The organism is Pseudomonas sp. EA_105y_Pfl2_R69, assembly GCF_963970915.1.
Lineage (GTDB): Bacteria > Pseudomonadota > Gammaproteobacteria > Pseudomonadales > Pseudomonadaceae > Aquipseudomonas.
This window is the reverse complement of sequence record NZ_CAXAOO010000007.1, coordinates 111526-135991: the sequence shown is the minus strand read 5'-3', so window position 1 is coordinate 135991 and position 24466 is coordinate 111526. Positions and strand designations below refer to the sequence as shown.

Sequence of the window (24466 nt, the reverse complement as noted above, 5' to 3'; positions counted from 1 at the left end):
GCCGGCATTTTCCAGCATAAGGAATGCACCTCGATGCAATATGGCGGACTGGCGTGGGCTACGGCATTGCTGGCAGTGCTGGCGGCCTTGGTGGCGGCCCGGATCCTGTTTAACCGGCAGTGGTTTATGGGGTGGCTGCGCGGCAGCTGTGGGTTGGCATTTCTCGGCCTGGCAGTACTTATCGGGGTTCTGACCTACGACCTCAGCAGTTACCGGCCAATCCCCGAGGACAAGCCCCTGGCCACCCTGAGTTTCAAGGCCGACGGGCCCTACTATCGGGTCGGCCTGCTGGAGGGCAATCGCGAGCGCAGCCTGACCCTGGAGGGCGATCTCTGGCAGCTGGATGCGCGTGTGCTGCAATGGAAGGGCCTGGCGGCCCTGATCGGCCTGGAGCCGGGCTATCGTCTGGAAAAGCTCTCGGGGCGTTTTCTTTCCATCGAGCAGCAGTCTCTGGCCCAGCATGCACGGGTCGCCCTGGCACACAGTCCCTATGGCGTAGATCTGTGGCGCTGGCTGCGCCTGGGCCAGCGCGACCTGTTTGTCTTCGACCCGCAGGCGCACCGGGTGACCTATCTGCCGATTGCCGACGATGCCGTCTACAGCATCAGCCTGACGCCGGCCGGCCTGCTTGCCCGGCCGATGAATCAGGCCGCCAAGCAGGCCCTGCAGGACTGGCAATAGCCGGCACAAAAAAATGGTCGGGAGCCATTTTTAACGTCGCGTAGCGACGGCCCGTAGGGTGGCTGCCATGGAGGGCAGGCCATAAAAAGGGACCCGCAGGTCCCTTGCTCTTATCCGCAACTCGCTCAGGAGAGGAAGCCGCCGTCGACATTCAGCGATACGCCGGTGGTGTAGCTGGACGCTTCGCTGGCCAGATAGAGCACTGCGCCGGCCATTTCGCTCGGGTCGGCCACGCGCTTGAGCGGGATGCGCTGCAGGGCCAGGTTGAGGATGGCATCGTTCTTGGTCAGGGCCGAGGCGAACTTGGTATCGGTCAGGCCTGGCAGCAGGGCGTTGCAGCGGATACCGAACTGCGCGCACTCCTTGGCGAAGACCTTGGTCATGCTGATCACGGCGGCCTTGGTCACCGAGTAGATGCCCTGGAACTCGCCCGGGGAGACGCCGTTAATCGAGGCGACGTTGATGATGCTGCCGCCACCGTTGGCCTTCATCAGCTTGCCACCTTCGATGGACATGAAGTAGTAGCCGCGGATATTCACATCGACAGTCTTCTGGAACGCGCCGAGGTCGGTGTCCAGCACGTTGCAGAACTGCGGGTTGGTGGCGGCGTTGTTGACCAGGATATCCAGCCGACCGAATTGCTCCTTGATCTGCGCGAAGACGTTGCTGATTTGCTCCATCTCGCCGATATGGCAGGCCACGGCGGTGGCCTTGCCGCCAGCGGCGATAATGGCGTCGGCGACTTTCTGGCAGTCGTCGATCTTGCGACTCGAGACGATCACGTGAGCGCCTTGTTGGGCCAGCAGTTTGGCGATGGCCTCACCGATGCCGCGGCTGGCACCGGAAACGAAAGCGATCTTGCCGTCGAGGTCGAACAGTTGGGTTTTGGACATGGGGTTTTCCTTTCTTATTGAGAGGCCTGTTCGGCCGTTTACAGCTGCGATTTATGGATGACCTGCAGGCTCATCTGCTCCAGCAGCTTGTTCATATGAATGAACTGGGCGAAGCGTTTGTCCTGGGTCTGGCCGTGGTAGTAGCGGTAGTAGATCTGCTGCACGATGCCGGCCAGGCGGAACAGGCCGTAGGTGTAGTAGAAATCGATGCTCTTGATCTCGATGCCCGAACGTTCTGCGTAATAGTCGGCGAACTGCTGGCGGGTGAGCATGCCCGGTGCGTTGCTGGGCTGGCGGCGCATCAGCTGCACCGGGGCAGGATCAGCGGCCTCGATCCAGTAGGCCAGGGTGTTGCCCAGGTCCATCAGCGGGTCGCCGATGGTGGTCAGCTCCCAGTCCAGCACGCCGATGATCTGGCTCGGGTTCTGCGGGTCGAGGATCACGTTGTCGAAACGGTAGTCGTTATGCACGATGGCCGGCTTGGCGTGATCGGCGGGCATCTTGTCCCTGAGCCAGGCCTTGACCGGCTCCCACAGCGGCGCGTCGGGGGTCAGGGCTTTTTCGTAGCGATCGCTCCAGCCACCGATCTGCCGCTGCACATAGCCTTCCGGCTTGCCCAGATCGCCGAGGCCGCAGGCCTGATAGTCGACGTTGTGCAGCTCGACAAGCTTGTCGATAAAGCTCTCGCACAAGGCGCGGGTCTGCTCGGGGCTGAAGTTCAGTTCGGCGGGCATGTCCGAGCGCAGGATAATGCCGTTGACCCGTTCCATCACATAGAACTCGGCTCCGATCACCGACTCGTCGGTGCAGTGCACATAAGCCTTGGGGCAGTAGGGGAAGCCGGCGTTGAGTTGGTTGAGGATGCGGTACTCGCGGCCCATGTCATGGGCGGATTTGGCCTTGTGGCCAAAGGGCGGGCGACGCAGGACAAATTCCTGGTGCGGGTATTCGAGCAGGTAGGTCAGGTTCGAGGCACCACCGGGAAACTGGCTGATGCGCGGTTCGCCAGTCAGGCCGGGAATATGTGCCTTGAGGTACTGGTCGATAACCGCGGCGTCGAGTTCTTCGCCTTCGCGGATGCGGGTGGACTGGTCGGTAAGCGCCATGTTTATCCCTTCTGCTTATGATGGGTGCCCAAGATTATTGGCTAATCTAATGCTGCGGCCTGTTGCTCACAAGCAATACGCGCCGTTATAGGCTGGCGTGTTGCCACACAATCAGGCTGCCTGATTGACCATTGAAGCTCAGTTTTCAGGCGCTAAAAGTTGCCGGGAGAAATCTTTATAACGTCGTATGGTGACGGCCAGGGATGGCAGGGCACGAAGACGTCAGGAGCCTTTTTGCGCGTAAGCTCCGAAGGGATGACGCACATGGATGTGTTGAACATAAAAAAACCGGAGTACGGGACTCCGGTTTTATCTGTTATGGGTGTTGCCTTGTCGCTTAAACCGGGAACAGTTCGCCCAGTTTCATGGCCAGCATCATGTCGCCTTCGGCGCGCAGTTTGCCGGACATAAAGGCCTGCATGCCATCGGTCTCACCGCTGGTGATGCCTTTCAGGGTTTCGGTGTCCATGATCAGGGTCACGCTGGCGTTGGGGTTGTCGCCTTGCTCAACGGCGCAGGTGCCATCCTTGACGATCAGGGCGTAGTTCTCGCCGTCTTCGATGTTGAACTGGAAGACCAGGTCCAGGCCTGCAGCGGCACCGGCGTTGAACTTGGACTGCATGGTATTGACGATGTCTGCAACGCTCATGTTGTTTTCCTTTTCTCAGGTTTTTCTAGCGCCGGTATGGGCGCAGTGGGCCGGCACTCAACGGTAGGTGATGAGTTCCGGCGTCTTCAGCAGCTGTAAATGCACATGGCTGTTGAAGGAAGCCAGGCTCACCTGGCTGCCGCGAAACTTCAGGCAGCTCAGTGAGGTGTTGACGATTTGCCAGTTCAGCTCGAAAGCCTGCGCGGGCGTAATCCCGGTAATCAGGTGGAGCAGGGCGGTGATGGTGCCGCCGGAGGTGAATACGGCAATGTTCTGCTTGCTGTCGGCCTGCTCGAGCAAGCGCTCGAGGCCGCCGCGTACCTGCTCGACGAAACCTTGCCAGCTCTGCAGGCCGGGCTGGTCATGCTCGCCGGCGAGCCAGCGGCCGATCAGCTTGGCGAACAGGCGCTGAAATTCGGCACGATTGTTCGGGCCATTGCGCAGGATATGCAGGGCTTCGGGTTCTTCGCCAAGCATGCCCGGGATCAGTGCGCGGACCACGGCGTCGGCATCGAACTCGTTGAAGGCCGCATCGATTTCCAGGGCGGGCACCTCGATGGCCGCTGCGCGCAGTTGCTCCAGGGCGGTATTGGCCGTGTGTTGCTGGCGGCGCAGGTCGCCGCTCAGGCTGCGATCGAGGCGCGTGCCGAGTTGGGCGAGGTGTGCGCCGACGACTTCGGCCTGGCGAATGCCGATGGGCGAAAGCACATCGTAATCGTCGGCACCGAATGAGGCCTGGCCATGTCGAATCAGGTAGATGCTGCCCACGTCCGCTAATATCCCGGTACGTTGAAGTTTTCGCGAGGTTATGGGGAAGCCGGGGAGCTGTCAACGTAAAAACATACGCTTGTTTGAATTGCATCATTGCAATCAATGTCTGCTCCTGGCTCGCTGGTCGCGGGCCGGTGGCCTCGGTATGCTTGGCCGACATTATCGGCGCGCTGGCGAGCAGGCGCTGTTATCGGACGAGGGGGAATGCGTGGAGTTTATTGCTGAGTATGTGGGCTTTCTGGCCAAGACGGTGACCCTGGTGGTGGCCATCCTGATCGTGTTGGTGGCGATAGTCGCATTGCGCGGGCGCGGGCGGCGCGCTGTCGGCCAGTTGCAGGTCAATAAACTCAACGACTTCTACAAGCAGCTGCACCAGCGTCTGGAGCAGGCGGTGCTGGACAAGGACCAGCTGAAAGCCGCGCACAAGGCCGAAGCCAAGGTGGCCAAGCTGGCGAAAAAAGTCGGCAGCCACAAGCCTCGGGTCTATGTGCTGGACTTCGATGGTGATATCAGGGCGTCGGCCACCGACAACCTGCGCCACGAGATCACGGCCTTGCTGAGTATGGCCAGGCCCGAGGATGAAGTGGTGCTGCGTCTGGAAAGCGGCGGTGGCATGGTCCACAGCTACGGCCTGGCGTCCTCGCAGCTGGCGCGTATTCGCCAGGCCGGCGTGCCTTTGACCATCTGCATCGACAAGGTTGCCGCCAGCGGCGGCTACATGATGGCCTGCATCGGCGAGAAGATCATTTCCGCGCCGTTCGCCATTCTTGGCTCCATCGGCGTGGTGGCGCAGCTGCCCAACGTGCATCGCCTGCTGAAAAAGCATGACATCGACTTCGAGGTGCTCACCGCCGGCGAATACAAACGCACCCTGACGGTATTCGGTGAGAACACCGAGAAGGGCCGGGAAAAATTCCAGGAAGATCTGGAAACCACTCACGTGCTGTTCAAGAATTTCGTGGCGCGCTATCGCCCGCAGCTGGACATCGATGACATCGCCACGGGCGAGGTCTGGCTGGGCCTCAGCGCCTTGGAAAAACAGCTGGTCGATGAGATCAAGACCAGTGACGAGTACCTGGCAGAACGGGCGAAGAGCGCCGAGCTGTTTCATTTGCACTATGCCGAGAAGAAGTCCTTGCAGGAGCGTGTTGGTCTGGCGGCCAGCGTGGCGCTGGATCGCTTTGCCTTGACCTGGCTGAGCCGTTTGCAGCAGCGTTTCTGGTAATCCGTTTGCTACAGGGGAAGACGATGAGTGGGTTCAACGCATTGCAGGCTGTCGAGAATACCGCCGGGCAATTCGAGCAGGTGGTAGTTCGGCGCGAGATCGATCAGTTGCCCGCCGGCGAGTTGCTGGTGCGGGTCAAATATTCTTCGCTCAATTACAAGGATGCCCTGTCGGCCAGTGGCAACCGCGGCGTGACCAGAAGCTTCCCGCATACCCCGGGCATCGATGCGGCGGGCGTGGTGGAGGCGTCCAGCGTTACCGAGTTCGGTGTCGGCGATGAGGTCATAGTCACCGGCTACGACCTGGGCATGAACACCGCAGGGGGCTTTGCCCAGTACATCCGCATTCCGGCGGCCTGGGCACTGAAGAGGCCCAAGGGCCTGTCCCTGCGCGAAGCCATGCTGCTGGGGACTGCGGGGCTTACCGCGGCGCTGTGCGTCGACAAGCTCGAGCAGGCGGGGCTGACCCCGGATGCCGGGCCCGTGCTGGTGACCGGAGCCACGGGCGGTGTCGGCAGCATCGCCGTGGTGTTACTCAATACCCTGGGCTACAGCGTGGCGGCCGCGACCGGCAAGGCCGAGCAGGCGGCTTATCTCAAGGGCCTGGGGGCGCAGGAGATCGTCTCGCGCGCCGAGTTGCTGGCGGGTGTCGAGCGGCCGATGCTCAAGGAGCGCTGGGGCGGTGCGGTGGATACAGTGGGCGGCGATATCCTGGTCAATGTGCTCAAGTCGTTGCGTTATGGCGGCAGTGCCGCCTGCTGCGGTTTGACCGCAGGCGTCGCTCTCAACGGCAGCGTGTTGCCGTTTATCCTGCGCGGGGTGAACCTGCTGGGAGTCGATTCGGTCGAGCTGCCGCTGGTGGTCAAGGCCTCGATGTGGGACAGGCTGTCGCTGCAGTGGAAGCTCGATCTGCAGCCTCTGGTTACCGAGCTTGGCCTGGCCGAGCTGCCTCAGGCCATTGGCCGGATACTGGCGGGCCAGCAGGTTGGCCGCGTGCTGGTCAACCTCGACTGAGCCGCTTCGGCTTCGACGCATGGTCCAGCGCCAGGGAGTGTTATGGCTCGCAGTACCCGTAAAGACGAGATTCTTCAGGCCGCCTTGGCGTGCGTGACCGAGGTGGGGGTGGACGCCACCACCATCGAGATGATCCGCGATCGTTCAGGTGCCAGCATCGGCAGCCTGTATCACCATTTCGGCAACAAGGAGCGCATTCTGGCGGCGCTCTATATGGCCGGCACCGCGCAGTATGCCGAGCTGCTGGAGCAGGGCTTTGCCGGGGCCGATAGCGCCGAGGCCAGCGTCAAGCTGCTGGTCACCAGCTATATCGACTGGGTGGTGGCCAACCCGGATTGGGCGCGCTTTGTCCTGCACAGCCGGGGGCGGGTCGAGGCCAGTGAAATGGGCGAGCAACTGCGCGAAGCCAATCAGCAGCACTACGCGCGGATCCTTCAGGCCCTGGCGGCCTATCGGGAGCAGGGCTGTTTCAAAGCCATGCCGAGCGATTGTTTTGCCTCGGTGATCATTGGCCCGACCCATGATTTTTCCCGCAACTGGCTGGCCGGGCGGGTGCGCAGCGACCTGGCGCAATGCCGTGAACTCTTTGCACAAATCGCCTGGGACAGTGTGCGGGCCCTTTGATATCCATAAAAAAGCCCCGCCTATCCGAGGATAGGCGGGGCTTTTCATGACCTTTTATCAGGCGCGGCGGCGGAACAGCGGCAGCGGTTGATCGCTGGAGGCCTGATAGACCTCGGCGAACTCCTCGAAGGCCTTCAAGGCATCCTGCGGGTCCTTGTCTTCGCGCAGGGCGAAGGCATCGAAGCCCACGCGCAGGTAGGAGAACAGCTGATCGCGTAGCACGTCGCCGATGGCGCGCACTTCGCCCTTGTAACCGTAGCGGGTGCGCAGCAGGTAGGCGGTGGAGCAGTGGCGGCCGTCGGTGAAGGCTGGGAAATTCAGCGCGATAACCTGGAAGTTGTCCAGCTGATCGGCGATTTCCTCGATTTCCTCGCCAGCGTCCAGCCACACGCCCAGGCCGCCATCGCGGGCCTTGAGCGCCGTGCTGTGCTCGACCCACAGGGCCAGCGGCACGATCAGGTCGTCGCAGTTGGAGATGCCGTCCAGCGTGGCGTCCTTGGGCAGCAGATGCCAGCTTTCATCGATCAGCTGGCCATTCTTAATGATTCGCTGCATATACGCGCTCCTTGAACGGGTCGACACCGATACGGCGGAAGGTGTCGAGGAAACTCTCTTCTTCATCGCGGCGCTCGACATAGACTTTGACGATCTTGTCGATCACATCGGCCATGTCCGCTTCGGCGAAGGAGGGACCGAGGATCTGTGCCAGGCTGGCGTCGCGGCCGGCGCTGCCGCCGAGGGACACCTGATAGAACTCCTGACCCTTCTTGTCCACCCCGAGAATGCCGATATGGCCGACGTGGTGGTGGCCGCAGGCGTTCATGCAGCCGGAGATGTTCAGATCGATATTGCCGATATCGAACAGGTAATCCAGATCATCGAAACGGCGCTGGATGGCTTCGGCAATCGGGATCGACTTGGCGTTGGCCAGCGAGCAGAAGTCGCCACCTGGGCAGCAGATGATGTCGGTCAGCAGGCCGACGTTCGGCGTGGCGAAACCATTCTCGCGCAGCTCGCCCCAGAGGGTGAACAGTTGCGCCTGCTCGACGTCAGCCAGGATGATGTTCTGGTTGTGGCTGTTGCGCACTTCGCCAAAGCTGTAGCGGTCCGCCAGTTCGGCGATCACATCGAGCTGCTTGTCGGTGACATCGCCCGGGGCCACGCCGGTCGGCTTGAGCGACAGGGTGACGGCGACATAGCCCGATTTTTTGTGAGCGAAGGTGTTGCGCTGACGCCAGCGGGCAAAGCCCGGGTGTTCGGCATCCAGGGCAGCAAGCGCGGCGTCCTGGTCGTCGAGGGCTTTGTAGCTTGGGTCGATAAAGTGCGCGGCCACACGGGCCACTTCGGCTTCGGTCAGGGTGGTGGGGCCGTCTTTCAGATGAGCCCACTCGGCATTGACCCGCTCGGCGAACACCGCAGGTGTCAGCGCCTTGACCAGAATCTTGATCCGCGCCTTGTACTTGTTATCGCGACGGCCATAGCGGTTGTACACCCGCAGGATGGCGTCGAGATAGCTGATCAGGTGCTGCCACGGCAGGAATTCGTTGATAAAGCTGCCGACGATCGGGGTGCGGCCGAGGCCGCCACCGACTGAGACGCGGAAGCCCAGTTCGCCGGCGGCGTTACGTACCGCTTCCAGGCCGATGTCGTGCACTTCGATCGCCGCACGGTCGCTGGCCGCACCGTTGACCGCAATCTTGAACTTGCGCGGCAGGTGGGTGAACTCGGGGTGGAAGGTCGACCACTGGCGGATGATTTCGCACCACGGACGCGGGTCGACGATTTCATCCTTGGCCACACCGGCGAACTGATCGGTGGTGGTGTTACGGATGCAGTTGCCGCTGGTCTGAATCGCGTGCATCTGCACGGTGGCCAGCTCGGCGAGAATATCCGGCACATCTTCCAGGTCCGGCCAGTTGAACTGCACGTTCTGCCGGGTACTGATATGGGCGTAGCCCTTGTCGTAGTCGCGGGCGATCTTGGCCATCATGCGCACCTGCGCGGACGACATCAGGCCGTAGGGCACGGCAATGCGCAGCATCGGCGCAAAGCGCTGGATATACAGGCCATTCTGCAGGCGCAGAGGGCGGAATTCTTCGCCACTCAGCTCGCCAGCCAGGTAACGGCGGGTTTGATCGCGGAACTGCTTGACGCGGTCCTCGACGATTTGTTGATCGTACTGGTCGTATACGTACATGGGGTGTCCTGTTATCAGGCTTTTAGAACCCGTTTACGATCTGCTGCGCGTCGGCCCTGCTGCGTTAAAACAGGCTCGGATGCTCATGTACAGCTCGTACACTGCGCTTCCTCGCCTGTTTATGCCTTGCATGGCTCTAGCTCGCTATATCGTAAACAGGTTCTCACAGCTAATCAGCGCGCACGGCCGCGCACTCCCTACGGAGCCGAAGGAAGATACCAGCTCAGGGTTATGCGCAAAAGTGATGTTTGAGTATATGGAAAGAACTTAAAGGGATAAGTGAGGAGTGGAACATAACCTCGGAGCTTGAGTAAGCGTCTCTGCTGGTCTTAACTGCAGGAGCGATTCACCCATAATCACAACAAGAGGGGTAGCCATGAGCGAACATACCGAACCTGATAACGGCGACAGTGCTGTAGATGCCAAGGCGATCTTTGCCCTGATCCTGATCTTTGTCGCCACTGCGGTGTTCTGGGTCAGCCAACAATAAGCCACGTCGTCCCCGGGCTCGGAGGCACAAGTGCCGAGGGTGCCATTGCGGCAGTGCGAGACAAGAAGCCGGTAGCGGTGTCACTGCTGCCGGCTTTTCTATGTGCCGGACAGCCGATGTGCAGTCCTCAGGGTTCCTGGCAGCTCAGGCTGTCGGCCTGGCGATAGAGCGCGAGGAGCTTGCGGGTGATGGTCTGCTGGATATCGTCGCGCTCGAAGGTGGAGAGGCGGGTCAGGCGGCTGACTTGCAGGCGATGCAGGTGGATGTAGGGCATCTGCTGGTTGAACTCGCGCAAATCGCCTTTCATCATGATCGGCAGAAATACGTCGCCGGCCTTTTTCTGATTGCTGATGATCTGTGCCAAGGCCTGCTTGAACGGCATGGTCTTGGGGGCCGGCCCGCCTTCCTTGAACATGGTGGTGAGTAGCAGGCCGGGTTTGCCCAGCACCACGCCCGGCAGCACGCAGAGCCCGGTTGTGCGCACGGCCTGGGACTCGATGCCGTGCAACGTGTCGTGAAAGGCGTAGGGGTTGGGCAGCACCACCATCTTGCGCCCCTGATCGCTGGGGAAGTGCAGGTTGTAGTTGGTGTACAACTGGTGCACCGACTCGGAGAACACGCACAGGCGGTTTTCGAACAGCTTGATAAAACGCTCAGCCAGTTCGCGGCGAGCGATGCTGTTCAGATCCCAGACCAGATCCTGATTCTGCGCGCGATTCAGGTCGACTTCCTGATGTTCCATGCCGCTCATTAAGTCCTCATACGCGAAACTGTCCGAGCAATCCATTCAGCTGCTCAGCCAACTGCCCAAGATGGCGGCCCGCGTCGCTGGATTGTTCGGCGGCCAATGCATTGTTATGGGCCAGGCTGGCGGCCTGGGTGACGTTCTGGTTGATATCTTCGACCACGTGGGATTGTTGCAGCGTAGCGCTGGCGATGGAAGCATTCAAGCCGGTCAGGTTGCGCAGGCCGCTGGCGATCAGGGTCAGGCTTGCGCCGGCCTGGCTGGCCTGCTCGACGGTCTGCTGCGAGGCGCGACTGCTCTCGTTGATGACTTTGACCGCCGCTTCCGAGTTGCCCTGCAGGCGCTCGATCATGCCCTGGATTTCGGCGGTGGACTTCTGAGTGCGTTGTGCCAGCAGGCGCACCTCGTCGGCGACCACGGCGAAGCCGCGGCCTTGTTCGCCGGCACGGGCGGCTTCGATCGCGGCGTTGAGGGCCAGCAGGTTGGTCTGTTCGGCAATCGAGCGGATGACTTCCAGTACGCTGCCAATCTGGGTGCTTTCCTCGGCGAGGGTCTGGATAACCTCGACCGCCTGATTGATGGTGCCGGACAGCTGGTTGATCTGCCGCAGGCTCGCATCGATATTCTGCAGCCCCTGCTGGGCCTGCTCTTCGGCGGCATGCACCTCGGATGAGGCGTGTTCGGCGTTCTTTGCCACATCCTGCACGGCATAGGTCACTTCATTGATCGCGGTGGCCACCAGTTCCATCTGTTGCGATTGTTGCTGACTGTGTTGCTGCGCAGTGCCGGAAACCTGGCCAAGGGCATTGGCGGCCTTGTCCAGTTCGCTGGCGGAGTCGAGCGATTGCCTGATGACCTGACGCAACTTGTCGGTAAAGGCATTGAAGTGTTTGGCCAGGGCCGTCAGTTCGTCGCCACCGCTGGTGTCCAGGTTGCGCGTCAGGTCGCCGTCGCCGCTGGCGATATTGGCCATGGCGCTGACCGCCTGCTGCAGCGGTTGGGTGATGCTGCGCACGATCAGCAGCAGGAGCACAACCATCAGTATCGCGATGGCCGCACCAATGGCGATGGCCTTCAGCGCCTGGGCCTGGAACTCGGCCTGGACGTTATCCACGTATACGCCCGAGCCGATAATCCAGCCCCAGGGCTGGAACAGTTCGACATAGGAAACCTTGGGCACCGGCTCGCTGGAGCCGGGTTTTGGCCAGCGGTAGTTGACCTGGCCCGCGCCTTGGCTCTTGCTGATGGCGACCATTTCATTGAACAGGGCCTTGCCGTCCGGGTCCTTGAAACCGGAGAGATCTTGCCCCTCCAGCTTGGGATTGGTGGGGTGCATGACCATGACCGGGGTCTGGTCATTGATCCAGAAATACTCCTGGTCGTCGTAGCGCAACCCTCTTATGACTTCCATGGCCTGGGCCTGGGCCTCTTCGCGGGTCAGGCCGCCACTGCTTTCCAGGCCGTGGTAATGCTTGAGAATGCCCGCGGCGCTTTGCACCACATGCTGGGTTTTCTCGCCCTTGGCGGCATAGAGGTCGGCATGTATCTGCCGCAACAGCAACGCGCCCTGAAATACCAGCATCACAATGGCTACCAACAGGATCAACCAGAGGCGACGGCTGATGGGCAGGCTACGTAGGCTGTTCATGGTTTCTCTCTCTCGACTTTTTGGGCGCGGGGCGGGCGCTTCTTATAGGGTAATGACATCGCGGAATACGTTAGACCTTAGGCTAATTGCGCTCGGGCAGTCGATTATTAGCTGCAGCGCCGCTATGTATCTCCACACATTGGCTTTATGCACGGGCGGCTGTCGCGTGCGAGCTGTGGCATCATCTGCGCGCAGGATTGCCGTTGGTTACGGATGTACTGAACTTTTTGTCTTGCCGGTGTCTGACTTGGCTTGTCTTTAATTGCCCGATTGTTGTGGCTCGGTTGTTCGCGCGCGATGGTGTGCGCTTTAGGGAGTTCGGATGGATCTGTGGGTGGCCTTTCAGGCGCTTGTTCTTGGGATAGTTGAGGGGGTTACCGAGTTTCTGCCGATCTCCAGCACGGGACATCAGATCATCGTCGCCGACCTGATCGGGTTCGGCGGTGAGCGGGCGATGGCTTTCAATATCATCATCCAGCTTGGGGCGATTCTCGCGGTGGTGTGGGAGTACCGGCGCAAGATTCTCGATATCGTCGTGGGCCTGCCCAGAGAGCCGCTGGCGCAGCGCTTTACCAGCAATCTGCTGATCGCTTTTCTCCCGGCGGTGGCGCTGGGCGTATTGTTTGCCGACCTGATCCATCATTACCTGTTCAACCCGATCACCGTGGCGCTGGCGCTGGTGGTGGGCGGGGTTATCATGCTCTGGGCCGAGCGGCGCAAGCACCGGGTGCATGCCGAGAGCGTGGACGACATGACCTGGAAGGATGCGCTGAAGATCGGTTTCGCCCAGTGCCTGGCGATGATTCCGGGGACTTCACGCTCCGGGGCGACGATTATCGGCGGCCTGCTATTCGGTTTGTCGCGCAAGGCCGCGACCGAGTTTTCCTTCTTCCTGGCCATGCCGACCATGGTGGGGGCGGCAGTGTACTCCGGCTACAAGTACCGCGATCTGTTTCAGGCCGGTGACCTGCCGGTGTTTGCCATAGGCTTTGTCACCTCCTTTATCTTCGCCATGATTGCGGTACGGGCGTTGCTCAGCTTTATCGGCAAGCACAGCTACGCTGCGTTTGCATGGTACCGCATCGGCTTCGGCTTGCTGATCCTGGCGACCTGGCAGTTGCAGTGGATCGACTGGAGCACGGCGCAGCCGTGATTGCTGGCGCTGTATTCGGCGGATAAATAAAGGCGCACCTCAGGGTGCGCCTTTGTCATAGTGGCCTCGGGTAATGGAGGCGCATATGCATCAGCTCGAGCATCAAATTCTCCAGGTCAACGGCATTGACCTGAGTCTGTACAGTGCCGGTCCCGTGGCGGGGCGGCCGGTGTGGTTGCTGCACGGTTTTCCCGAGTGCTGGCATTCCTGGCGACAGCAGATCGCACCTCTGGTGGCTGCCGGTTACCGGGTGCTGATCCCGGAAATGCGCGGCTATGGCCAGAGCAGCGCGCCACGCGATCCTGCAGCCTATGACCTGCTGACCATCTGCGCCGATATCCAGGCGGCCATGGATCAGCTTGGCCAGCAGCAGGTGTGTGTGGTCGGCCACGACTGGGGCGCGCCGATTGCCTGGCATCTGGCCCTGCTTGAGCCTGAGCGGGTACAGGCAGTAGTCGGCATGGCGGTGCCGTTTGGCGGCCGGCCCAGGCAGCCGGCTATCGAGGCGATGCGTCAGCTGTATGCCGAACGCTTTCATTACATTGTGTATTTCCAGGAGCCTGGCCTAGCCGAGGCGGAGATGGATGCCGATATCCCGCGCACCCTGCGCATGATGATGCATAACAGCTCGGCGGCCGTGCCCAGGGATCACTTCCTGCAGGACAAACCGGCCGGTGCAGGGTTGTTCGAGGGCATGCAGGACCCTGGCACGTTGCCGACCTGGTGTGACCACGCAGCCTTCGATCATTACCTGAAAACCTTCGAGGGCCGTGGCTTCTACGGCGCGCTGAACTGGTATCGCAATTTCGAGCGAAACTGGCAGCGCACCGCGGCCCTGGCCGACCGGCAGATCGAACAGCCTGCGCTGTTTCTGCTTGGCGATATGGACCCGGTCGGCACCCTGGAGGCCTACACCCTCAAACAGATGCCCAAGCGCATCGCCAGGCTTGAACAGCATGTGCTGAAAGATTGCGGACACTGGATTCAGAACGAGCGGGCCGAGCAGGTCAATCAGTTGCTGCTGGCATTTCTGAGTCGCCACTACCTGGCTTGAAGCGCTAGAGTGCGCGCTTTGTTTTATGAGGCGGGTAGCCATGGAGCAGCGCGGCTTATTACGCAGCTGGAATGATGACAAGGGGTTTGGCTTTATCCAGCCGGAGCAGGGCGGCGCAGAACTCTTTGCGCATATCTCGGCCATGCGCGGCGATCGCCGGCCAGTTGCGGGGGATCGGGTCATGTATATCGCCGGCCAGGATGCCCAGGGCCGTGCTCGCGCAGAACATATCCGCGTAGCGGGCGAGCTTGCGCTTGACCGTCCGGCGATTCGGCGCAAACCCCGTCCGGGCAAGCCCGCTGCTCCCGCCAGCAAAGCCAGGGCCCGCCAGGAAACGCCTGCGCGGGCCGGCGGGGCCATTCAGCATCTGGGGCTTAAGCTGGTGCTGCTGGCGGCACTCTGTGTGCTACCCGTGATGGGCGCTTTGCAGCTTTTCTGGCAGTCGGGGTTTGTCTGGGTGTTGGCGGCTTATCCGTTGGCCAGCCTGATCAGTTTTGTCCAGTACTGGCAGGATAAATCCAGCGCACAGGCTGGTCGCTGGCGTACCCCGGAAAATGTCCTGCACCTGGTCGAACTGCTGGGCGGCTGGCCTGGCGCACTGGTTGCGCAGCAGTGCTTTCGGCATAAGACGCGCAAGCTGTCCTATCAGCTGGTGGTCTGGCTGATCATCGCCGCGCATCAGTTGGTATGGATTGACGGGTTGCTGCTCGATGGCCAGCTGTTCGGCGAGCTGCTGCGTCGTTACCTGGCGCTGTAATACCCTAAACCGGCTGATCCCAGCGGCTGAAGGCTTCACTGATATGTTCGATCCAGGCGCGCACCGCCGGCAGCATGCCGCGCCTGTGGGTGTACACCGCCTGCAGGTTGCCGGGGGGCAGCGCCCAGTCAGGCAGCAGGCGGATCAGCCGACCGTCGGCCAGTTCCTCCTGGCACAGGGGCGCGGGCAGCATGGTAAAGCCCAGGCCGGCCAGGGCTGCGCGTTTGCGTACGCTGAAGTCCTCGATGGCCAGGCGCGCCGCCAGTACGACTTCCTGCACGCGTCCGCTGTCATGCTGCAAACGCAGGTGAATTCTGCGATCCGCCTCCAGGGCACCCAGGGCAGGCAGCGCTGAAAGGTCGTCAGGCGTGTCGATGTTGGCGTGCTGCAGCAAGGCGGGGGCGGCTACCATAAAGGCCTGGGCCGGACGCAGGCGACGGGCGATCAGCGTCGGGTCTTCATCCTCGGCGCTGCGCACGCGCAAGGCGACGTCCACGCCTTCATTGAGCAGGTCGATGCGTCGATTGGTCTGAATCAGCTCCAGCTGCACCTTGGGGTAGGCCGCGAGAAAACTCACCACCAGCTCCGCGAGTAGGGCGATGCCGCCCGGCGCGCTGACCCGCAGACGGCCGCGCGGCTCGCTGGTCAGGCTGGCCACGGTTTCCTCGGCCTGTTCGGCCTCCTGCAGCATGGCCTGGCAGTGACGCAGGTAGCGTTCGCCGATATCGGTCAGCGCCAGCTTGCGCGTAGTGCGTTGCAGCAGGCGCGCGCCGAGGCGGTTTTCCAGCTCGGCAATGCGCCGCGACAGGCGCGATTTGGGGATGCCGAGGGTACGCCCGGCTGCGGCGAAACCGCCGGCTTCCACCACTTTGGCGAAGTAGAACAGGTCATTGAGATCGTGCATGGGTTTATCGTCCTATCAGTGGGACGAACTATCGCATTTGTGCTGACTAATCCGCCATTGCTTTCATCGGTAGTATCTCCAGCATCTTGATCGCCGCGGGGCGATCTTCAATATGGAGACTGTCATGAAATTACTGCACCTCGATTCCAGCATTCTCGGCGACTCGTCGGCCTCCCGCCAACTCAGCCGCGCCGTGGTCGACGCCTGGCTGGCCACCGAACCTGAAGCGCAGGTGAGCTATCGCGACCTGGCCAGCGATGCGCTGAGCCATCTGTCCGCTGCCAGCCTGGTGGCCGGCGGTACCCCGGCCGAGCTGCGTGATGCGGCGCAGCAGCATGAAGTCGAGCTGGCTGAGAGCACCCTCAATGAGTTTCTCGCCGCCGATGCCATCGTGATTGGCGCGCCGATGTACAACTTCACCGTGCCGACCCAGCTCAAGGCCTGGATCGACCGCGTGGCGGTCGCCGGCAAGACCTTCGCCTACGACGAAAACGGCCCCAAGGGCCTGGCAGGCGGCAAGAAGGTGGTCATCGTTTCCACCGCTGGCGGTATCCACGCCGGCCAGCCAAGCGGTCAGGCCCACGAAGAGTATCTGTCGCTGGTGCTGCGCTTCCTCGGTATCAGCGATATCGAAATCGTTCGCGCCGAAGGCCTGGCCTACGGTGACGAGCCGCGCGCCAATGCCTTCAAGGCGGCACAGGCGAAAGTCGCGGAGCTGTTTGCCACTGCCTGATGGCACGGCATAAAACAAAAAAGCCCGCTCAATTGAGCGGGCTTTTTCTTGGCGGCGCGTTACTGCGAAATTAGACGATCACGCCCTGGCTGCGCAGGTAGTCGTCGTAGGTGCCGCTGAAGTCGGTGATGCCGTTGGCCGACAGTTCGATGATGCGGGTGGCCAGGGAGCCTACAAACTCACGGTCATGGCTGACGAAGATCAGCGTGCCCGGGTAGTTTTCCAGCGCCAGGTTCAACGCTTCGATGGACTCCATGTCCAAGTGGTTGGTTGGTTCGTCCATGATCAGCACGTTGGGCTTTTGCAAAATCAGCTTGCCGAACAGCATGCGACCTTGCTCACCACCGGAGATAACCTTCACCGATTTGAGAATTTCGTCGTTGCTGAACAGCATGCGCCCCAGCGTGCCACGAATCATCTGCTCGCCGGTGGTCCACCGGCCCATCCAGTCGAACAGGCTGATGTCGTCTTCGAAGTCGTAGGCGTGGTCCTGGGCGTAGTAGCCAAGCTCCGCGCTGTCGGTCCATTTCACCGTACCGGCATCCGGGGTGAGTTCACCGATCAAGGTGCGCAGCAGAGTGGTCTTACCGATACCGTTGGGACCGATGATGGCCACGCGTTCGCCGGCTTCAACCTGGAAGCTGAAGTTCTTGAACAGCGCTTTGCCGTCGAAACCCTTGGCCACTTTGTCGATCATCACGGCCTGGCGGTGCAGCTTCTTGTTCTGCTCGAAACGAATAAACGGACTGACGCGGCTGGAGGGTTTGACCTCAGCCAGCTGAATCTTGTCGATCTGCTTGGCGCGCGACGATGCCTGCTTGGATTTCGAGGCGTTGGCCGAGAAGCGGCTGACGAAGCTTTGCAGCTCGTTGATTTGCGCTTTCTTCTTGGCGTTATCGGACAGCAGCTGTTCGCGCGATTGGGTGGCCGCGGTCATGTACTCGTCGTAGTTGCCTGGGAACAGGCGCAGCTCACCGTAGTCCAGGTCGGCCATATGGGTGCAGACCGAGTTGAGGAAGTGACGGTCGTGAGAAATGATGATCATGGTGCTGTTGCGCTGGGTGAGGATGTTTTCCAGCCAGCGGATGGTGTTGATGTCCAGGTGGTTGGTCGGTTCGTCCAGCAGCAATACTTCCGGATCGGAGAACAGTGCCTGCGCCAGCAACACGCGCAGTTTCCAGCCCGGAGCGACTTCGCTCATCGGGCCGAAATGCTGCTCCAACGGAATACCCAGGCCGAGCAACAACTCGCCGGCGCGGGACTCGGCGGTATAGCCGTCCATCTCGGCGAATTCACCTTCGAGCTCGCCGACCTTCATGCCGTCTTCTTCGCTCATTTCCGCCAGCGAGTAGATGCGATCGCGTTCGGCCTTAACCTTCCACAGCTCTTCGTGACCCATGATCACGGTGTCAATCACGCTGAATTCTTCGTAAGCGAACTGATCCTGGCGCAACTTACCCAGACGCACGTTCGGCTCCAGCATTACCTGGCCACCACTAGGTTCCAGATCGTCGCCGAGAATTTTCATAAAGGTCGACTTGCCGCAACCGTTGGCCCCGATCAGGCCGTAGCGGTTGCCGCCGCCAAACTTGACGGAAACGTTCTCGAACAGGGGTTTGGCCCCGAATTGCATGGTGATGTTGGCGGTGGAAATCACGAATCTTGGTCCAGTTAAGCGGGCGCACGGGCGCGAAAGGGGCGCGATTGTAGCGGTTTCCGGCCGCGAAGGGCAGCGGCTGAGACGGGCGGGGTGCTCCGCTCTGGGGCTAATTACAGCAATAGGCCCAATTTCAGGCGCTTGGGCAGCTTGCCGACCACCAATTGATGGGAGCGGATCAGCAGCTCTTTGAGTTCGGCGTCGCTCAGGGGGTAGGGATAGGCCATGCTGATCCAGCGGGCGCGCGCCAGGTAAGGCGCGGGGCGGATGCCGGGACGGTCGCAATAGCCGAGGAACAGGTCGGCATCGACCTTGAACGCCAGGCCATCGTGGCCACCCAGGTGGAAGAGGGCGAACATCTTGCTCTCGGCCACCGAAAACACCCGCACGCCGCCCCATTTGATGTCCTCGCGGGCACCCGGCAGGTTCAGACAAAGCTCGGCAACTTGCTGCGGGGTCATGGCGGTGTTCACTCGCGGTAGAAAACTTGCACCAGATGATAGCCAAACTGGCTTTTCACCGGGCCGTGGACTTCGCGCACCGGCTTCTTGAAAATCACCTGATCGATGGCGCGGACCATCTGCCCAGGGCGCACCTCGCCGAGGTCGCCGCCTTTTTTGCCGGAGGGGCAGGTGGAGTATTTGCGCGCCAGCACATCGAAGGCTTCGCCGGCGGCGATACGTTTTTTCAAGGCCGTGGCTTCGGCCTCGGTCTTGACCAGAATATGGCGGCACATTGCTTTTGCCATGATGGGTTCCTCAGATTTGCCGGGCTGCTATTGTGCCAGCATTTGTTGCGCCATCAGAATGACGCCACTTAGCTGCTGCGCGATGACGCGGCTCCGGGGTCGATCTTGGCCTAACGTATTAACTTCACTTCGACGGATCTGCTCGCCATGGACCTCTCCGCAATGCTGAAAATACTGTCCAGCCAGGACGGTTCCGACCTTTATCTGTCCACCGGTGCGCCACCTTGCGCCAAGTTCAACGGCGTGCTCAAGGCCCTGAGCGCCGAGCCGCTGAAGGCCGGCGAGGTAGCCGCGATCGCCGATGCGGTGATGGATAGCGCGCAGCGCGAGGAGTTCGAGCGCGAGCTGGAGATGAATCTGGCCATTTCCATCCCCAGCGTAGGGCGTTTCCGCATCAATATCTTCAAGCAGCGCAACGAGGTGTCCATTGTCGCGCGCAATATCAAGATGGAAATCCCCAAATTCGAGGACCTGAAACTGCCCGAGGTGCTGCTCAAGACCATCATGGAGAAACGCGGTCTGGTGCTGTTCGTCGGCGGTACCGGCTCGGGCAAGTCGACTTCCCTGGCGGCACTGATCGACTACCGCAACCGTAATAGCGGCGGCCATATCATCACCATCGAAGACCCGGTGGAATATGTGCACCGGCACAAGAAGTCGATCATCAACCAGCGCGAGGTGGGGGTGGACACCCGCAGCTTCCACGCCGCACTGAAGAACACCCTGCGCCAGGCCCCGGACGTGATCCTGATCGGCGAGATCCGTGACCGCGAGACCATGGAGCACGCCCTGGCCTTCGCCGACACCGGCCACCTGGCTATCTCCACCCTGCATGCCAACAACGCCAACCAGGCGCTGGACCGCATCATCAACTTCTTTCCCGAAGAGCGCCGCCCGCAGCTGCTCAACGACCTGGGCAACAACCTCAAGGCCTTCGTCTCCCAGCGCCTGGTCAAGACCGTGGACGGCAAGCGCCGCGCCGCGGTGGAAGTATTGTTGGGCACGCCGACTATCCGCGACCTGATCAAACGCAGCGATTTCGGCGATATCAAGGAAATCATGGAGAAGTCGAAGAACATCGGTATGCAGACCTTCGATCAGGCGCTGATCGACCTGGTGCATAGCGGGGTTATCGATGAGGACGAGGCGGTGAAGAATGCCGATTCGGCCAACAACGTGCGCCTCAAGCTCAAGCTGTATCGGGAGAATCCGGCGAACCAGGCGGCCCCGGCTGCCGACTCATCGGTCAAGGCGACCGAACCGGCCCCCGCGCCGAGCTGGGGCATGGAGCTCACTCTGGAAGATATCGCCGGCGACGAAGAGGCGGAAGACCCGGGCCGCATGGGCGCTTGAGCCCTGCGGGGCTAGCGCCAGGTGATGGCTGGGCTGCGGCCATCGGGCCCGGCGCGATGGCCGCTGCCAGGTCAACCGAGTTCGAAGCTGGTCACCCCGAAGATGCGTTGGCCGTCGATCTGCGGCACTGGCCCGCGATACATGCGCGCGGTCTCGAACACCATGCTCATGCCGTGGCGTTGCGCCAGCGCCACGGCCGCGGCGTTATTGGCCGGGGTATCGAGGAACAGCGCGCGCCCGGCCGGGACGCGCGCCCGCAAGGCGAGAAACAGCCGCTCGGCCAGCTCAGGACTGTCGGCGAACAGCGGGCCTATCTTGTAGCCGTCGCGGCATTTGCGTAGCACGGCATAGCCGGCCAGTCGATGCTCCTGGAGGATGCCCAGGGCCGTGCTCTCGGGCTGGTCGATCCAGTGGCGTAGGAAGGTGCTACGGCGCTCCGGAAACAGCGCCTGGTCATAGGCGCAGAGGTCGGCGAAGGGCAGGGCGGACAGGGGTACCAGGGCGGAATCGGCTACTGGCGCTGCGCCACCGACGCCCTGATAGCGGAGGTTGCCGTTGGCCAGGCTGAAGCCGGATTTCCTGTAGTTGCCCTGCTGCGCCACCACGCCGTCCAGGCCGATGGTCTGGCCGTCCAGGTAAGCCAGGCCGGCATTCCAGATCTGCAGACCGTAGCCCTGGCCGCGGTACTCGGGCTTGACGATATAGAAGCCGAGAAAACCAAAGTGCTCGCCATACTTCACCACGGAAATCACGGCTATGGGTTCGCCGTTCAGCAGGCCGATAAGGAAGCCATCCGGGTCGGCGGCGTAGAAGCAGTCCGCATCATGCAGGCCGGGGTTCCAGCCTTCCGCCGCGGCCCAGTCAATGGCGATATCGACTTCGCCGCGGGTCATGGTTCTGATCTGATAGTCGGGGGTGTCCACGCAAGCCATCCGTCGTAGTGGGTTCTGGGCCAGGCGCGGGCCTATCCTCGCCGGCCATCTTCGGTTCGACGCTATGCGATCTTGCCGACGCTGTCCATCCGTGAGCGGATGATCGAGCTCCAGAGCGCACCAGCGCCGGCGGCCTGATAGCGTCTGGCTGGGCCCGGACAGCTCAGCGCTGCAACTCCGGCAGATCCCGGTAGAGCTCCAGGGCCTGGGGGTTGGCCAGGGCGTCGGTGTTTTTCACCGGTTGGCCGTGCACCACGTTGCGCACCGCCAGTTCGACGATCTTGCCGCTGATGGTGCGCGGGATGTCGGCCACCGCGATGATCTTGGCCGGCACATGGCGCGTGCTGGTGTTGCTCTCGATCACCTGGCGGATGCGCTCTTGCAGCTCATCGGTGAGGCTGACGCCCTCGCGCAGACGGACGAACAGCACCACGCGCACGTCGTTGTTCCACTCCTGGGCGATGGCGATGGACTCCAGCACCCCCTCGACCTTTTCTACCTGGCGGTAGATCTCCGCGGTGCCGATGCGCACGCCCCCTGGATTGAGCACGGCGTCGGAACGGCCGTGGATCACCAGGCCGCCGTGCGCGGTTTCCTCGGCGTAGTCGCCGTGGGCCCAGACGCCGGGGAAGGTCTCGAAGTAGGCAGCCTTGAACTTCTCGCCTTGCGGGTCGTTCCAGAAGCCCACCGGCATCGAGGGGAAATGCTTGGTGCAGACCAGCTCGCCTTTCTCGCCGATGACCGGCTGGCCGGCGTCGTTCCATACCTGCACGTCCATGCCCAGGCCCTTGCATTGCAGCTCGCCGCGCCAGACCGGCAGCAGCGGGTTGCCGAGGGCGAAGCAGGAGACGATGTCGGTGCCGCCGGAGATCGACGACAGGCAGATATCGGCTTTGAACTCGCGGTAGACGTAGTCGAAGCTCTCGTGGGCCAGTGGCGAGCCGGTGGAGAGAATGGCCTTCAACTTTGCCAGTTCGTGGGTGCTGCCCGGCCTGGCTCCGGCCTTCTCCAGGGCGGCCAGGTACTTGGCGCTGGTGCCGAAGATGCTGATGTTCTCGGCGTCGATCAGGTCGATCAGGCGCTCGGCATCGGGATGGAAAGGCGAGCCGTCGAACAGCACCAGAGTCGCGCCCAGCGCCAGGCCCGAGACCAGCCAGTTCCACATCATCCAGCCGCAGGTGCTGTAGTAGAACAGGCAGTCCTCGGCAGTCAGGTCGGTGTGCAGGCCCAGTTCCTTGACGTGCTGCAGCAGCACGCCGCCGGTACCGTGAACGATGCACTTGGGTATCCCGGTGGTGCCGCTGGAGTAGAGGATATACAGCGGGTGATCGAAGGGCACCTGGGTGAATTCCGGCTCGCCACCGGCCTGGTAGAAGTCTTGCCATAGCGCGATCTTGGCCGCCGAATGGAAGTCGGCAGCTTTGGCCTGTGGGTTGGCGTAGGGCACCACGATCAGCTGCTCAAGGGATGGCAGGCGTTCGAGGATTTCATTGAGCTTGCTGCTCAGGTCGAGGTTTTTACCGGCATAGCGGAAGCCGGCGGCGGCGATCAGTACCTTGGGTTCGATCTGGCCGAAACGGTCGATCACCCCCTGGGTGCCGAAGTCCGGCGAGCAGCTCGACCAGGTCGCCCCCAGGCTACTGGCGGCGAGCATGCCGACCAGGGTTTGCCAGGTATTGGGCATAAAGGCCGCGACCCGGTCGCCGGTACCGACGCCGGCACCGCGCAGGCTGTTTTGCAGGCCGGCGACATGGGCGGCCAGCTCGGCATAGCTCAGTTGCTCGCGCGAACCGTCTTCGCCGATGGCAACCAGGGCAGGGCGGTTATCGCGGCGGCGTAGCAGGTGTTCGGCAAAATTAAGCCGAGCACCAGGGAACCAATGGGCGCTGGGCATCGCCGAGGCCTCATCCAGGGCCCGCTCGGGGTGTTGGCTAAAGCGCACCTCGAAGAACTCGACGATGGCCCGCCAGAACGCCTCGCGTTGCGCCACGCTCCAGGCATGCAGGCTCGGGTAGTCGGACAGTTGCAGGCTGTGGCGCTGATTGACGAAGCGGCGGAAGGCGTCCATCCGGGTGGCGGCGATGCGCGCCGGGCTGGGTGTCCAGAGGGGCTGGTTCATCTGTGCGTCCATTGGCTCGGGCAGATACTTTTATAATGGCACGGGCCGGCCGGCCTTGCCGTCAGACCAGCTCCAGGTGGGCCCAGTCGGTCGCGTTGAGCAGCACATCGCACAGGGCCTGAGCCGCGCTCGAGAGCTTGTGCTCGCGCAGCCGCAGCAAGCCGATCTGCCGCTCCACGTGCGGCCCATGCAGGGCGATGCAGCGGGCACCCAGCTCCTCCATCTGCTGCAGGCACAGGCGCGGCACGGCGCTGACGCCGAGCCCCTGAGCGACCATGCGGCCGACGGTTGCCAGTTGGTGGCTCTCGAAGGCCACTGCCAGCTTGCCGTGCGGCGCGGCGATGCTTTCCTCCAGTAGCAGGCGCACCGCGGAGGGCCGTTGCAGGGCGATGAAATTCTCCTGCAACAGCTCCGCCCAGCTCACCTCCTGGCGGCTGGCGAGTGCGCAATCGGCTGGCACTACCGCGACGAAACGATCGTTGTAGAAGGGCGTGAAGACCAGACCATCCAGGGCCTCCGGCTCGAAGGCGATGCCCAGTTCGACCCGGCGGTTGCGCAGCATTTCCAGCACCTGTTCGTTGATCACGTCATGCACCGCCACGTTGACCTTCGGATAGCGAGTGCGGAAGGCCTTGAGCACCGCCGGCAGCAGGTTGCCGGCAAACGACGGCATGGCGGCGATGGTGATCTTGCCCAGTTGCAGGGTGAAGTGCTGGCGCAGCAGCTCCTCAGCGTTGTCCCAGTCAGCCAGCAGGCGTCGGGCCATGGGCAGCAGGGTTTCGCCCTCTGGGGTCAGTCTGACGCTGCGGGTGGTGCGGGTCAGCAATTGGCCGCCGAGGGATTCCTCCAGGCTCTTGATCGCCAGGCTCAGGGCCGGCTGGGACAGGTGCAGGCGCTCGCAGGCCTGGGCGAAGCTCAGGCTCTGGGCCACCGCGAGGAAGGCACGCAATTGCTTGACAGTCATTGATTTGTTTTAGTGATCAATTGAGAAGAAAAACAAACTTAACAAATTAG

General features: G+C 61.9%; 24 protein-coding genes. 9 read left to right on the top strand and 15 right to left on the bottom strand.

The annotated features are described in order from the left end of the window. The first annotated feature begins 33 nt into the window (after positions 1-33). Positions 34-681, top strand: a complete 648-nt coding sequence (locus AACY13_RS18810; protein ID WP_339463108.1) for a hypothetical protein — start codon at positions 34-36, stop codon at positions 679-681. 125 nt (positions 682-806) lie between these two features. On the opposite strand, the gene AACY13_RS18805 is transcribed toward AACY13_RS18810, so the two are convergent. The 4 genes from AACY13_RS18805 to AACY13_RS18790 all read right to left on the bottom strand — a co-directional run bounded on the left by AACY13_RS18805 (position 807) and on the right by AACY13_RS18790 (position 4097). Further along, a complete protein-coding gene (locus AACY13_RS18805; protein ID WP_339463107.1) occupies positions 807-1574 on the bottom strand; it encodes an SDR family oxidoreductase in 768 nt (255 codons plus the stop codon). Positions 1575-1612: 38 nt separating this feature from the next. After that, positions 1613-2680, bottom strand: coding sequence for a phosphotransferase family protein (locus tag AACY13_RS18800; protein WP_339463106.1), 1068 nt, complete (start codon positions 2678-2680; stop codon positions 1613-1615). Between the two features lie 337 nt (positions 2681-3017). After that, a complete protein-coding gene (locus AACY13_RS18795) occupies positions 3018-3329 on the bottom strand; it encodes an SCP2 sterol-binding domain-containing protein (protein WP_274086652.1) in 312 nt (103 codons plus the stop codon). Positions 3330-3386: 57 nt separating this feature from the next. Then, entirely contained in the window at positions 3387-4097 is a 711-nt protein-coding gene (locus AACY13_RS18790; RefSeq protein WP_339463105.1) for a histidine phosphatase family protein, read from the bottom strand. 211 nt (positions 4098-4308) lie between these two features. Between AACY13_RS18790 and sohB the strand changes: the two genes are divergently transcribed. Genes sohB through AACY13_RS18775 form a run of 3 tightly spaced genes read left to right on the top strand, consistent with a single transcriptional unit; the run spans position 4309 to position 6962 of the window. After that, a complete protein-coding gene (sohB, locus tag AACY13_RS18785) occupies positions 4309-5325 on the top strand; it encodes a protease SohB (protein WP_339463104.1) in 1017 nt (338 codons plus the stop codon). A gap of 23 nt (positions 5326-5348) precedes the next feature. Then, a complete protein-coding gene (locus AACY13_RS18780) occupies positions 5349-6338 on the top strand; it encodes a YhdH/YhfP family quinone oxidoreductase (protein ID WP_339463103.1) in 990 nt (329 codons plus the stop codon). Between the two features lie 42 nt (positions 6339-6380). After that, the gene (locus tag AACY13_RS18775) at positions 6381-6962 is read left to right on the top strand and encodes a TetR/AcrR family transcriptional regulator (RefSeq protein WP_339463102.1); all 582 of its coding nucleotides are present in this window, start codon (positions 6381-6383) and stop codon (positions 6960-6962) included. A gap of 57 nt (positions 6963-7019) precedes the next feature. Here the strand turns inward: AACY13_RS18775 and AACY13_RS18770 are convergent, their stop codons facing one another. The 4 genes from AACY13_RS18770 to AACY13_RS18755 form a co-directional block, all read right to left on the bottom strand. Next, positions 7020-7517 carry a DUF934 domain-containing protein gene (locus tag AACY13_RS18770; protein ID WP_339463101.1) on the bottom strand — a complete coding sequence of 166 codons (498 nt, stop codon included), beginning with the start codon at positions 7515-7517 and terminating at the stop codon, positions 7020-7022. Beyond that, a complete protein-coding gene (locus AACY13_RS18765; protein WP_339463100.1) occupies positions 7501-9159 on the bottom strand; it encodes a nitrite/sulfite reductase in 1659 nt (552 codons plus the stop codon). Before AACY13_RS18765 ends, AACY13_RS18770 begins: the two co-directional genes overlap by 17 nt. A 617-nt stretch (positions 9160-9776) precedes the next feature. Beyond that, a complete protein-coding gene (locus AACY13_RS18760) occupies positions 9777-10400 on the bottom strand; it encodes a hypothetical protein (RefSeq protein WP_339463099.1) in 624 nt (207 codons plus the stop codon). Positions 10401-10407: 7 nt separating this feature from the next. Continuing rightward, positions 10408-12042 carry a methyl-accepting chemotaxis protein gene (locus tag AACY13_RS18755; RefSeq protein WP_339463098.1) on the bottom strand — a complete coding sequence of 545 codons (1635 nt, stop codon included), beginning with the start codon at positions 12040-12042 and terminating at the stop codon, positions 10408-10410. A gap of 322 nt (positions 12043-12364) precedes the next feature. On the opposite strand from AACY13_RS18755, the gene AACY13_RS18750 reads away from it, so the two are divergent. The 3 genes from AACY13_RS18750 to AACY13_RS18740 all read left to right on the top strand — a co-directional run bounded on the left by AACY13_RS18750 (position 12365) and on the right by AACY13_RS18740 (position 15006). Further along, entirely contained in the window at positions 12365-13195 is an 831-nt protein-coding gene (locus tag AACY13_RS18750) for an undecaprenyl-diphosphate phosphatase (RefSeq protein ID WP_339463097.1), read from the top strand. 85 nt (positions 13196-13280) lie between these two features. Next, positions 13281-14249, top strand: coding sequence for an alpha/beta fold hydrolase (locus AACY13_RS18745; protein WP_339463096.1), 969 nt, complete (start codon positions 13281-13283; stop codon positions 14247-14249). A 40-nt stretch (positions 14250-14289) separates the two neighbouring features. After that, entirely contained in the window at positions 14290-15006 is a 717-nt protein-coding gene (locus tag AACY13_RS18740; RefSeq protein ID WP_339463095.1) for a DUF1294 domain-containing protein, read from the top strand. 4 nt (positions 15007-15010) lie between these two features. Here AACY13_RS18740 and AACY13_RS18735 read toward each other — a convergent pair whose 3' ends face one another. Further along, positions 15011-15910: a LysR substrate-binding domain-containing protein gene (locus AACY13_RS18735; RefSeq protein ID WP_339463094.1), complete on the bottom strand. Its 900-nt coding sequence runs from the start codon at positions 15908-15910 to the stop codon at positions 15011-15013. Between the two features lie 124 nt (positions 15911-16034). On the opposite strand from AACY13_RS18735, the gene AACY13_RS18730 reads away from it, so the two are divergent. Next, entirely contained in the window at positions 16035-16643 is a 609-nt protein-coding gene (locus AACY13_RS18730) for an FMN-dependent NADH-azoreductase (protein ID WP_339463093.1), read from the top strand. Between the two features lie 70 nt (positions 16644-16713). Here AACY13_RS18730 and AACY13_RS18725 read toward each other — a convergent pair whose 3' ends face one another. The 3 genes from AACY13_RS18725 to AACY13_RS18715 form a co-directional block, all read right to left on the bottom strand. Then, positions 16714-18300: an ABC-F family ATPase gene (locus AACY13_RS18725; protein ID WP_339463092.1), complete on the bottom strand. Its 1587-nt coding sequence runs from the start codon at positions 18298-18300 to the stop codon at positions 16714-16716. Positions 18301-18413: 113 nt separating this feature from the next. After that, positions 18414-18761, bottom strand: a complete 348-nt coding sequence (locus AACY13_RS18720; RefSeq protein WP_339463091.1) for an MmcQ/YjbR family DNA-binding protein — start codon at positions 18759-18761, stop codon at positions 18414-18416. An 8-nt stretch (positions 18762-18769) separates the two neighbouring features. Then, positions 18770-19048, bottom strand: a complete 279-nt coding sequence (locus AACY13_RS18715) for a peptidylprolyl isomerase (RefSeq protein ID WP_339463090.1) — start codon at positions 19046-19048, stop codon at positions 18770-18772. A gap of 147 nt (positions 19049-19195) precedes the next feature. Here AACY13_RS18715 and AACY13_RS18710 point away from each other — a divergent pair, with 147 nt between their 5' ends. Then, on the top strand, positions 19196-20401 hold the full coding sequence (locus tag AACY13_RS18710; protein WP_339463089.1) for a PilT/PilU family type 4a pilus ATPase: 1206 nt from the start codon (positions 19196-19198) through the stop codon (positions 20399-20401). 71 nt (positions 20402-20472) lie between these two features. On the opposite strand, the gene AACY13_RS18705 is transcribed toward AACY13_RS18710, so the two are convergent. The 3 genes from AACY13_RS18705 to AACY13_RS18695 all read right to left on the bottom strand — a co-directional run bounded on the left by AACY13_RS18705 (position 20473) and on the right by AACY13_RS18695 (position 24416). Next, the gene (locus AACY13_RS18705; protein WP_445262592.1) at positions 20473-21333 is read right to left on the bottom strand and encodes a GNAT family N-acetyltransferase; all 861 of its coding nucleotides are present in this window, start codon (positions 21331-21333) and stop codon (positions 20473-20475) included. 163 nt (positions 21334-21496) lie between these two features. Beyond that, positions 21497-23452, bottom strand: coding sequence for an acetoacetate--CoA ligase (locus AACY13_RS18700; protein WP_339463087.1), 1956 nt, complete (start codon positions 23450-23452; stop codon positions 21497-21499). 61 nt (positions 23453-23513) lie between these two features. Further along, the gene (locus tag AACY13_RS18695) at positions 23514-24416 is read right to left on the bottom strand and encodes a LysR family transcriptional regulator (protein WP_339463086.1); all 903 of its coding nucleotides are present in this window, start codon (positions 24414-24416) and stop codon (positions 23514-23516) included. Between the last annotated feature and the right edge of the window lie 50 nt (positions 24417-24466).

What these genes read in the sequence shown, in the direction of transcription:
- AACY13_RS18800 (WP_339463106.1), bottom strand. Translation starts at nt 2,680, where the DNA reads ATGGCGCTTACCGACCAGTCCACCCGCATCCGCGAAGGCGAAGAACTC.
- AACY13_RS18745 (WP_339463096.1), top strand. Translation starts at nt 13,281, where the DNA reads ATGCATCAGCTCGAGCATCAAATTCTCCAGGTCAACGGCATTGACCTG.
- AACY13_RS18705 (WP_445262592.1), bottom strand. Translation starts at nt 21,333, where the DNA reads ATGGCTTGCGTGGACACCCCCGACTATCAGATCAGAACCATGACCCGC.
- AACY13_RS18770 (WP_339463101.1), bottom strand. Translation starts at nt 7,517, where the DNA reads ATGCAGCGAATCATTAAGAATGGCCAGCTGATCGATGAAAGCTGGCAT.
- AACY13_RS18775 (WP_339463102.1), top strand. Translation starts at nt 6,381, where the DNA reads ATGGCTCGCAGTACCCGTAAAGACGAGATTCTTCAGGCCGCCTTGGCG.
- AACY13_RS18700 (WP_339463087.1), bottom strand. Translation starts at nt 23,452, where the DNA reads ATGAACCAGCCCCTCTGGACACCCAGCCCGGCGCGCATCGCCGCCACC.
- AACY13_RS18750 (WP_339463097.1), top strand. Translation starts at nt 12,365, where the DNA reads ATGGATCTGTGGGTGGCCTTTCAGGCGCTTGTTCTTGGGATAGTTGAG.
- AACY13_RS18805 (WP_339463107.1), bottom strand. Translation starts at nt 1,574, where the DNA reads ATGTCCAAAACCCAACTGTTCGACCTCGACGGCAAGATCGCTTTCGTT.
- AACY13_RS18765 (WP_339463100.1), bottom strand. Translation starts at nt 9,159, where the DNA reads ATGTACGTATACGACCAGTACGATCAACAAATCGTCGAGGACCGCGTC.
- AACY13_RS18710 (WP_339463089.1), top strand. Translation starts at nt 19,196, where the DNA reads ATGGACCTCTCCGCAATGCTGAAAATACTGTCCAGCCAGGACGGTTCC.
- AACY13_RS18795 (WP_274086652.1), bottom strand. Translation starts at nt 3,329, where the DNA reads ATGAGCGTTGCAGACATCGTCAATACCATGCAGTCCAAGTTCAACGCC.
- AACY13_RS18735 (WP_339463094.1), bottom strand. Translation starts at nt 15,910, where the DNA reads ATGCACGATCTCAATGACCTGTTCTACTTCGCCAAAGTGGTGGAAGCC.
- AACY13_RS18755 (WP_339463098.1), bottom strand. Translation starts at nt 12,042, where the DNA reads ATGAACAGCCTACGTAGCCTGCCCATCAGCCGTCGCCTCTGGTTGATC.
- AACY13_RS18695 (WP_339463086.1), bottom strand. Translation starts at nt 24,416, where the DNA reads ATGACTGTCAAGCAATTGCGTGCCTTCCTCGCGGTGGCCCAGAGCCTG.
- AACY13_RS18715 (WP_339463090.1), bottom strand. Translation starts at nt 19,048, where the DNA reads ATGGCAAAAGCAATGTGCCGCCATATTCTGGTCAAGACCGAGGCCGAA.
- AACY13_RS18720 (WP_339463091.1), bottom strand. Translation starts at nt 18,761, where the DNA reads ATGACCCCGCAGCAAGTTGCCGAGCTTTGTCTGAACCTGCCGGGTGCC.
- AACY13_RS18810 (WP_339463108.1), top strand. Translation starts at nt 34, where the DNA reads ATGCAATATGGCGGACTGGCGTGGGCTACGGCATTGCTGGCAGTGCTG.
- AACY13_RS18730 (WP_339463093.1), top strand. Translation starts at nt 16,035, where the DNA reads ATGAAATTACTGCACCTCGATTCCAGCATTCTCGGCGACTCGTCGGCC.
- AACY13_RS18740 (WP_339463095.1), top strand. Translation starts at nt 14,290, where the DNA reads ATGGAGCAGCGCGGCTTATTACGCAGCTGGAATGATGACAAGGGGTTT.
- AACY13_RS18760 (WP_339463099.1), bottom strand. Translation starts at nt 10,400, where the DNA reads ATGAGCGGCATGGAACATCAGGAAGTCGACCTGAATCGCGCGCAGAAT.
- AACY13_RS18780 (WP_339463103.1), top strand. Translation starts at nt 5,349, where the DNA reads ATGAGTGGGTTCAACGCATTGCAGGCTGTCGAGAATACCGCCGGGCAA.